The organism is Streptomyces sp. IMTB 2501 (assembly GCF_001953885.1).
GTDB lineage: Bacteria > Actinomycetota > Actinomycetes > Streptomycetales > Streptomycetaceae > Streptomyces.
The window spans coordinates 356,956-365,935 of record NZ_MQUS01000007.1 but is presented as its reverse complement, the minus strand read 5'-3'; the positions used below and the strand labels follow the sequence as shown (position 1 = coordinate 365,935).

Below are 8,980 nucleotides of genomic sequence, written 5' to 3'. Positions count from 1 at the left end.
CCACTCCAGGCGATGGCGGTGCTGCTGGCGGCCGCCGCGTGCACCTACATGATCACCGGATCCCACGCCCCTGCTCGTCCCCGGGTCGCGGCACCCTCGCTGATCGGCGACACGATGAACGAAGCCCGGTCGAGCGCCCAGGCCGTCGGCCTACGCGTCCAGCCCATCCGACACCGAGCGTGCCCTCACCCCGGCACGCCCGTCGGCCGAGTATGCGAGCAGACGCCCTCGCCCGGCAGCCAGGTGCCACGTCACGCCATCCTGCGGGTCACCCTGTCTCCCGGCACACCTCATCAGAGGTAGAGCGTATCGCAGTTGATCGTGATGCCCAGGGTTTCGTTGAGCGGGCCTGGTCTTCCTTGTCGTGTTGTGCGTCGTTGATCCACTGGGTGACGTCGGCTGGGTCGGCTCCGGCGCCGAGGGCGACCTGGTAGCGCGCGAGCCGCCGCTCGCACTCCTTCCGCACAGTGTGCACCGCATCGGTCCTCGCAGGACGTAGGGCCTTCGGCGGCTTTGCCGGGCCGGGCGTCCCTGCTGCTTGCCTGCGCGGGCCCGTTGGGCCAGATCCACTCGTCGGAGGAGTTGTGGGTCATGGTGGTGCGGTGGCGGTGGCGGTGGCGGTGGCGGTGGCGGTGCGGTGCGGAGCTGGCGGGCCTGCGGTTGCTCGGCAACGCGGCCAAGAATGTCGAATTGCTGGTCCTGCGGCTCCAGCTGGCCAGTTCTCCAGTGCCGACCTCACCGCCGCCATTGACGTCCTGGACGTCGGGCATGCCGTAGCCGCGCCGGTGTACAGCGAAGCGACGCGGGTGGCTGGACCTGTGCCAGCGCCTGCGCCAGCAGCATGCGACTGTGGGCCACCGGCGCAGGGCTGTATCGGGTACGCCAAGAAATCAGTGCGTGCCAAGACCTGGCCCGACGCATCGAACCCCACGCCGGCCCCCAGGTACGCGGCCTCATCAACGGCATGCGCAACTGGATGCGCGGCTACCAGGACTCGGTGTTCAACGATACTCGCCGCCATCACACCCAGCACGCCGAACACGAGGCCAACGACTCACCGGTGGCGTATGACGTCAGATGCGTGGGACGGTCACGGAACCCTCTGGTGTCGCTCCGCGCCGGCACCATCGGTGACCGGCTGGGCGGATTCGACTTCGTCCCACAGCAGACGCGGACCGCACTGACGTGTCGCCTGGTGCCGAACGCTGCCGTCGACCGGGTGGTTCCCGTACCGTCCCGGCCCTCGTGGCACGTCGCGATCCACCGTCCTTCAGACCCCCGGCTATAGGGGCTTCCGTGAGACAACCGTGGCTTCAGGGGCGTTGGTCAGTGCCCGGTCGGTGGCTGGATGTAGTCCTCCAGGCGTGCCACGGCGAAGCCTTGTTCCTGGATGCGTTTGAGCAGGTTGGCGAACATCTGCGTCATCGTGGTGCCCTTGAGCTCCGAGGGTCCGCGGAAGTGAGCCAGGATGATGTCGCCGGAGCGCAGCTTGTTGTCAGGCGTCTGGTACTGCAGGCGGCGGATCTGCATGGACTCCCGCCACCAGACGATCGCCCTGGGCCCGCACTCGCCCACCGCGATCTTGGTGTTGGCGTTGTACGCGCCGTAGGGCGGACGGAACAGCAGCGGCGCGGTGCCGTACTCCTTGGTGAGGACCTTCTGGGCGCCGCACACCTCTTCCTTCTGGCGGGCCAGTGGGATCGTGTTCATCGGCGGGTGGTGCAGGGTGTGGTTCTGGATGTGGTTGCCCAGCGCCTGCAGCTGCCTGAAGTACCCGTAGTCGGACCGGATGACGTCGTTCATCAGGAACATTGTGATCGGTATCTTCAGGTCCCGCATCATCTCGACGAACTTGGGGTCCTTCTCCTGCCCGTCGTCGATGGTGATGAAGACGACCTTCTGCGAGGTCGGTATGTGTGTGAAGACCGGAACCGTGCCGGAGGCGGAGAGCTTCACCGGCTTGTCGGCCGGGGGCGCCGGGGCATCGGTCAGCGGCGTCAGGCCCCACTTGCGCCAGGCCGCGGCGTCCGCGGTGCCCGGCACGGTGGTGGTCGTGCCGCCGGTGGCGACGGGCTGCGTCGGGACTGCGGACGGGCGGGCTCCGCTGCCACCGCCCGCGTCGCAGCCGCCCACTGCCAGGGCCGCCACAACCGCACCCGTCACCGCTCCGTAGAGCCTGCCCCGCCTGTTGTGCCGCTTCACTGCGCAGGTCTCCCCATGAGCTGCCGTGCCGAACGTGATTCCGCTGGAAAGATAACCCGTCCGTACGGAAAATGGGTCATCGGCCGGGTGCGTTACGGCCGCGCGGTGCCGCGCCTCGGGCGGTCAGCGCCGCTCGCGATCGGCGCCGTCGGCCGGCAGGCGGGCCAGGTCTGCGGGCAGGTCGAGGTTGTGTTCCAGTCACAGGGCGTCGTGGCCCTGGGTGGCGAAGATCCACGCGCGTAGAGGCGGCTTCGGACTGGGTGCGTTCGGCTTGAGCAGGGGCGGTCGGACAGCGTCCATGGAAGCCGTGCAGAGCGCACGTGGTGCACCAGGACTCGTCGACCGTCTCGGTCAGGCGCCGCCTGGCCTCCCGCCGCCTACGGTGTGGCCGTACATCACCGCGGCGATCATGACAAAGGTGGTGGTGGCGGCGCCGACGGGGGCGTCGGCGGCGATGGGTCGGTCGGCGCGCGGGGCGGTGGCGCCCCAGGACAAGCACCCCGTGCACCGGACGACCGTCCCCTTGCGGGATTCGTACGCGCTCCCGCTGGTGTGCTCACGCCAGGGCCCGGAGCCGGTCATGCTCGTTTCCTCGGCCTCCAGGTGCCGGCGCAGGTCACGCGGTCCCGGCTCCAGCGACAGCCGGGCGACTCGTCGCACGCCTCTCCGGACGCCGGGGCACGCAACTGCCCCGTGCTCCGGACCGTCCCGAGTCGGGGGAGCACTTCCACCGGCGCCGGGCCGGAGCCGTGGTCAGTGAGTTGAGAAAACTGACCGAAAGCAAGACTTGACTGTGTATCGCCAACTGTTTGCTTCCTGGGTCTATGCGCGTCAACCGGGGGACCGCCACACTGCTGGCCAGTTCCGCCTGCATAGCACGATCAGTCCTTGCCCGGTGACCCCATAACCCTGCCGGGTCGCCGGCGCCTTCGTCCTCACATCAGGAGGCGCTCGTGCACCACAGACGGTGGAAGTACCTGACCGCTCTGCTGATAGCCGCTCTGTCGATCGTCCTCAGCGTGACCGCGGTCAGCGCCGGCCCGCGGCACAGCCCCAGCCCGGACGCCGAGGAACGTGAAGACGTCACCACCAACAGCAGTGCCACGACCGGCAGTTGCGGTGTGGAGCGGTGGTCGGTCAAGACCGGCACCGACGCCGACGCCGGGAAGATCAACCTCCAGTCCACGACCTCGACGACGATCGCCTCGCTCGATGCCCTTCCGGCACCGAGCTCACTGCCGTCCAACAGTCGCGTACAGCCAACCGAGACAACGGTCTTCCAACTGCACGCGACACTGAGCGAGTACAAGCTCGAAGCCGACTCCGACTACCACCTGGTCCTGGACGACAACTCCGGGCACACGATGATCGCCGAGATCCCCGATCCCGCATGCGTCGGCTCCAGCAGCCCCCTCCTGGCGAGCATCCAGAAGGCCCGCAACGAGTTCGACGCCACATACTCGCCCACGGGCAGCTTCCAGACCGCGAACGTCCCGGTGACCGTGACCGGCGTCGGCTTCTTCGACTTCGACCACGGCCAGACCGGGGTCGCCCCCAACGCCATAGAGCTCCACGCCGTCCTCGACGTCCAGTTCGGCTCGGCCACGGGCGGCAGCGTGAGCGTCAACAACCCGGGCAGCCAGACCGGCGCGGTGGGCACTGCGGCCTCGCTCCAGATCTCAGCCACCGACAGCGCCGGCGGTACGCTCAGTTACTCCGCGACCGGCCTGCCCGCAGGCTTGGCCATCAACTCCTCGACCGGTCTGATCTCCGGAACACCGACGTCAGCCGGCACGTCCAGCGTCACCGTCGCCGCCACCGACTCCACAGGAGCCACCGGCAGCACGTCTTTCGCCTGGACCATCGCTTCTTCCAGCGGCGGTAATTGCACGCCGGCGCAGCTACTGGGCAACCCGGGGTTCGAGACCGGGAGCGCCTCACCCTGGACCGCCGCGTCCGGTGTGATCAGCAACAGCGCCGGTGAACCGCCGCACTCCGGAAGCTGGGACGCCTGGCTCGACGGCTATGGAACCACCCACACCGACACCCTCTCCCAGCCGGTCACCCTGCCCTCCGGCTGCAGCGGTTACGCGCTGAGTTTCTGGCTGCACATCGACACCGCCGAGACCAGCACCACTACTGCCTACGACACCCTCAAGGTCCAGGTCATGAACAGCTCCGGCACCGTGCTGGACACCCTGGCCACCTACTCCAACCTCGACGCGAACAGCGGCTACACCCAGCACACCTTCGACCTGTCGGCGTACAAGGGGCAGGCCGTCACTGTGAAGTTCACCGGCGGCGAGGACTACACCGCGCAGACCTCGTTCGTCATCGATGACACAGCCCTCAACGTCAACTGACGCCATAGGGACGGTCACCAGTCGGGCGCCCGCCTGCGAGCCTCGTCCGCAGGCGGGCGCCCCTGTGTCAATGACTCCCGGAGCAAGCGCGGCAAACGGAGAGCAGCAGCCGAGCGGACGGCCAAATTCTTGGCCGCTCACAGCAGCAGATGGCGCACGGCCCTGCGCACGGCGGTTTGCTCCGAGCGGCTTCCAGGTCCGGAGCCGATGGGCGCGGTGATGTCCGCAGGGATGATCACCGCGACCAGCACAAGGTGCTCGTCGCCGACGCATGGCTCGACTGCCCGCTGCGGATTGCCGCAGGCCGGCGTTCGCCGTTCGGGCCTGTGGCACTCAACCGCCGCTCGCTGGTCGCGTGTGCCTGCGCAGCCCTGACCGCTCTTCTCATGGCCGACTGCTGCGGCAGCAGCTCCGCGTCCTCGCCGACATGTACCACGGCGTCCACCGCGGCCATGACCCCCAGTACGCTTCCCGCACCGCCGCCCGCCCGCGTGACCACCAGCGGTCGGCCGCCGCCCCGGGACGTCCCCGACCTGCGAGACACACGCCGTACTCATCGAAGCGGCAGCGTCCTGCGACAGGTCGTCGGCAGTTGTCTGGTGATCAACGGCGGGACCAGTGGGTCACGGCCGGCACGTGTCTGGTCGAAGGGCCGTTGGAGGCGGCACACCGGATCACGTCAACCTGCCCGCAGCGCTCATCGCGCCGTTTCCACAAGGGTGCCGGAGGCGATCCGGCCGTCGGTGAATCGTCCGCCACCGTGGGGTCACTGGTCCTAGCCTGCGCAGCGGCTGCCGCGTCACCGCACCGCACCGCACTGCCCCCGCATCCTCGCCAAGCTCAGGCTCCCCGACCGCGCACAGTCGGACAACGTTGTCCACAGGGCAGGTCAGTGTCAGGCAGGGCCCGATGTCGTGTCACCGGGCGCCGATGCTCTCTGGGCTGCCCGAGGGCGGCGGGTCGTTCCTGGTTCGGGATCTGACCGTCCGGGTTCGCCGTCGAAGCGAGCGCAAGAGGCTGCTCGACAAGGTGACGGCCGGGCTCGCCCTGGCCGCCTGCCGGTAGGCCTGGCATCGGCCAGATTTCTCCGCTGGGCGTGGAGTCGTGGCCGCCGCGCGCAGTTTCCAGTGGGGCACGCTGGCGGACAGAACAACGATCATCTCGGCAAGGGCGAAGGTGTCGCGATGTGCTCGCCGCGGCCTGCGGTGACGGGTGGGGCGAACCTGGGACATGACCGTGCTCAAGAACCGTTCAGCACGACTGCGCCTAGAACTCGGGAAAGTCGTCAGGGCCGGCGAGACAGGCGGTGCGATCTCAGATTTGAGTCTTGGGGCGCCCGGCGGCGCGGCCCAGGCGGGCCGAGCGCGCGGCCGACGGGCCCATTAGGCTTGGGCGCTCCGAGGGGCGGTCGCCCGCCGCCCGGGGGCACTCCTGCGGCTGCCCCGGACCACCACACTCAAGGACGGCAACCGAGTGTCTTTCTTCACCATCGGCCACCGCGGTGTCATGGCCGCCGAGCCGGAGAACACCCTGCGCTCCTTCCTGCGGGCCGAACGCGAGGGGCTGGACGGCATCGAACTGGACCTGCACCTGAGCAAGGACGGCGAGCTGGTCGTCATGCACGACGACACTCTGGACCGCACGACGGACGGCTCCGGTCCGATCGCCGACCAGAAGTTGCGGAAGCTCAAGAAGCTCGACGCCGGCCTCGGCGAGCGCATCCCCACGTTCGGGGAGGTGCTGGACGCCGTCGGGCCGACGCTGCCGATCCAGGCGGAGATAAAGGACGTGGCCGCCGCCCGATCGCTGGCCAAGGTTCTCACTGAGCGTGACCTTCTGGACCGGGTCTCGGTGCTGTCGTTCCACGACGTGGCGCTGATCGAGATCCACAACCTGCTGCCTCAGGCCCGCACCGTGCTGGTGGCAGGCCCCAGTGCGCACCGCGACACCTTCGTCGGACGAGCTCAGAAGGTCGGTTCCACCCTGGTCAGCGTGGAACTGCGCCAGCTGAACCGGGCCATCGTGGAGAAGTGCGGCGCCGCCGGCATCGATGTGATGGCCTGGACCGTCAACGACGAGCGCGATCTGGCGCTGGCCCGGACGCTCGGCCTGGTGGGCTGCGTGACCGACCAGCCCGGCATGAAGCGGCTGGTCGAGGCCACAGCCTGACCTCAGGGGCCCGGGACCGAACCGGCCGCCGACGGGGATCTCCAGAGCCCACTGACCTGACGGCAGACGGCCCCTCACACGTGTTCGTGCTCGACACCTGCCCCACTCTCTTCAACACCGAACCAAGTGGAGGGAGCGGGAGGCGGCGCCTGCGGCGAGAGCACCGGACCGGACGGCTCAGGCCGGCCGGCAGTGGGCACCGGCAGGGCCGCTTTCACCGCTCACCGCATCCTGCGCGATCACCACCTGCCGGCTCTGGCGGGCCGGGACTGGGCCACTGGCCAGCCGGTCCGCCGCTTCGAACGTGCCCGGACGGGCCGTCGGCCGGAGCAACCAGACCCGCGCAGGACACGGTTTTGATGGCCGTCAGGTCTGTAGGGGGTAGAGCCACGCACTGCCGTTGGCGGGATCGGACAGGATCTCGGACAGGGGGCGGTCGGCGTAGTTGTCGGTGTGCTGGGTCATCAGTGGCGACTCGTTCCAGCCGGTGCAGATCTGGGTGTGCTGGATGTCGTTGGGGGCGTGGGAGAAGTTGTACTGCAGGATGTCCGACGGGCTCAGGTCGTAGGCGTTGTCGAGCACGGTGGTGCGCTTGGAGTTCTGGGTGGCGTAGACGAAGAAGTTCTCGGCGCCGGCCCAGGTGTAGGAGGTGTTGTAGAAGAACCCGTAGCAGTACCAGCAGGTGTTGTCGTCGCGGGAATTGTCCGGCCAGGAGCCTTCGGTCAGCCAGCCGCCGGTGACGAGGCACTGCGATATGAAGTTGGTGCAGTCGTTCTCGTAGACCGGGTACGCGAGGAAGTTGCGGTCGTTCCACCACTGTTCGGCGTAGGAGACCATGGCGCTGTAGTCGTAGCCGCCGTCCGCGGGCTTGGCAGCGGTCTGTCGGCCGGACGGATCGGCCTTGGCCGGGCGCCGACCGGCCTGCGGTACCGCGTTCGGCACCACCCGGGGGCGCATCGGCTCCGGTACCGACTCGGGGAACTGAGTCAGCGGGCGCGAGTACGCATTGGTCGGCAGGTAGCGGCAACCCGCCAGCGCCCAGGCGCCGTTGATCTGGTGGAAGACCACCTGGTGCGCGCTGCGGTAGCGGGTGCTTGCCGGGGTGCCGGGCGCGGTGCGGGCGAAGTACAGCGCGGTGTGTTCCACGGCTCTGGCAGTGACGGTGCCGCCGTGCACGGTGACATCGGTGAGCTCGGCAGTGGTGCGGGCGCGGGTGTACCCGCTGTGCAACGCGGCGGTCTGGTCGCGGACGCCATCGAGGCGGTCGGCATCACTGCGGTAGTCGCGGAGCAGACCGGAGGTGAGGGGGAGGGCCGCGGCCTGTTTCGGCGTCGGCCGGGCGGCGGTAACCCGGGCCGCCCGGTCGGCGAGGTACTGCTGTACCAGCAGGGTCAGTTGGCGGTGTTGGGCGGCGGGAAGGCCGTCGTTGCGGTCGCGGCTCTGCTCTTTCCGGTCGGTGGTCGGCGCGGGGGCGGCCCCGGTGAGGGCAGTGGCGGCGGCTGTGGTGGCGCCCAGTCCCGAGAGAAGAAGGGAGCGGCGGTGCATGGCAAGTCACTCCTCACTGATGGTGCATCAACTCGCCCACCAGGCTAGGGGCGTACCACCCCGGAACTGAGGGATGCACTTGCCAGGATCCTGCAACCCATGTGGCGGCACGGTGCCCCCGTTCGACCGTCGTGGTCACATCTACCGCCGTGGTCACATCTGCGGTGGGCGGAACGAGATTGCCTCGCACACAGTGGGGTAGCGCACGCCGGGCCGGACACACGCCGGTCGGGCGTGAGTCACCGCCACCATGGCCGCTGGATCTGATCTGCTCGGCCCAGCGCAGGGTCCTGCTCGCCAGGACCAGGGGCCGCAACCTGTGTCCACGGCATTCCGGCACCTTGATCGCCCACGCCACTCGGCGGGGCACGATGGCGTAGCGCCTGGGGCCCTGGCCCTGTACGACGAGCTCGGATACCGCCTCGGGCAGGCCCACGCCCTCCACGATCTGGGCCGCGGCCCTTACTCCGTACCGGAAGTCGCTGGAGCCGGCCCGTCAGATCCGCAGTCCGCCGGATGAGGCGCGGGCGCTGGAAGGGCCGGCCCGATGCCACGAGCGCCCTGGTGACCGCAGGGCCGCTCTGACGGAACTGCGCGGAGCCGTCGGCATCTACCGGCGCTCCGACGCGGCCGAGGCGAAGGTCGCCGCCGGTTACCTGGCCGGCCTGGAGGCCGTACAAAGCGGCGGCGGCGCTTCGGAC

General features: G+C 69.0%; 7 protein-coding genes and 1 pseudogene. 5 read left to right on the top strand and 3 right to left on the bottom strand.

Translation table 11 applies throughout. From position 1 onward, the window contains the following. A partial coding sequence (locus tag AV521_RS15535; RefSeq protein WP_143658612.1) for a PASTA domain-containing protein occupies window positions 1–303 on the top strand: 303 nt, incomplete at its 5' end. Window positions 304–1,326: 1,023 nt separating this feature from the next. Here AV521_RS15535 and AV521_RS15520 read toward each other — a convergent pair. Next, the gene (locus tag AV521_RS15520; protein WP_256725561.1) at window positions 1,327–2,163 is read right to left on the bottom strand and encodes a polysaccharide deacetylase family protein; all 837 of its coding nucleotides are present in this window, start codon (window positions 2,161–2,163) and stop codon (window positions 1,327–1,329) included. A gap of 390 nt (window positions 2,164–2,553) precedes the next feature. Further along, the gene (locus AV521_RS15515) at window positions 2,554–2,862 is read right to left on the bottom strand and encodes a hypothetical protein (RefSeq protein WP_076088608.1); all 309 of its coding nucleotides are present in this window, start codon (window positions 2,860–2,862) and stop codon (window positions 2,554–2,556) included. Window positions 2,863–3,155: 293 nt separating this feature from the next. Between AV521_RS15515 and AV521_RS52690 the strand changes: the two genes are divergently transcribed. The 4 genes and pseudogenes from AV521_RS52690 to AV521_RS50815 all read left to right on the top strand — a co-directional run. After that, complete coding sequence (locus AV521_RS52690; protein ID WP_076088606.1) at window positions 3,156–4,565, top strand: Ig domain-containing protein; 1,410 nt, start codon at window positions 3,156–3,158, stop codon at window positions 4,563–4,565. Between the two features lie 930 nt (window positions 4,566–5,495). Beyond that, window positions 5,496–5,630, top strand: coding sequence for a hypothetical protein (locus AV521_RS50820; protein WP_256725560.1), 135 nt, complete (start codon window positions 5,496–5,498; stop codon window positions 5,628–5,630). 408 nt (window positions 5,631–6,038) lie between these two features. After that, complete coding sequence (locus tag AV521_RS15500; RefSeq protein WP_076088602.1) at window positions 6,039–6,734, top strand: glycerophosphodiester phosphodiesterase family protein; 696 nt, start codon at window positions 6,039–6,041, stop codon at window positions 6,732–6,734. Window positions 6,735–6,880: 146 nt separating this feature from the next. Beyond that, window positions 6,881–7,052, top strand: a pseudogene (locus tag AV521_RS50815) (IS481 family transposase); the annotation flags it as partial. A gap of 48 nt (window positions 7,053–7,100) precedes the next feature. On the opposite strand, the gene AV521_RS15495 reads toward AV521_RS50815, so the two are convergent. Then, on the bottom strand, window positions 7,101–8,279 hold the full coding sequence (locus tag AV521_RS15495) for an amidase domain-containing protein (protein WP_076088600.1): 1,179 nt from the start codon (window positions 8,277–8,279) through the stop codon (window positions 7,101–7,103). Window positions 8,280–8,980: the final 701 nt, after the last annotated feature.

What these genes read in the sequence shown, in the direction of transcription:
- AV521_RS50820 (WP_256725560.1), top strand. Translation starts at nt 5,496, where the DNA reads ATGCTCTCTGGGCTGCCCGAGGGCGGCGGGTCGTTCCTGGTTCGGGAT.
- AV521_RS15495 (WP_076088600.1), bottom strand. Translation starts at nt 8,279, where the DNA reads ATGCACCGCCGCTCCCTTCTTCTCTCGGGACTGGGCGCCACCACAGCC.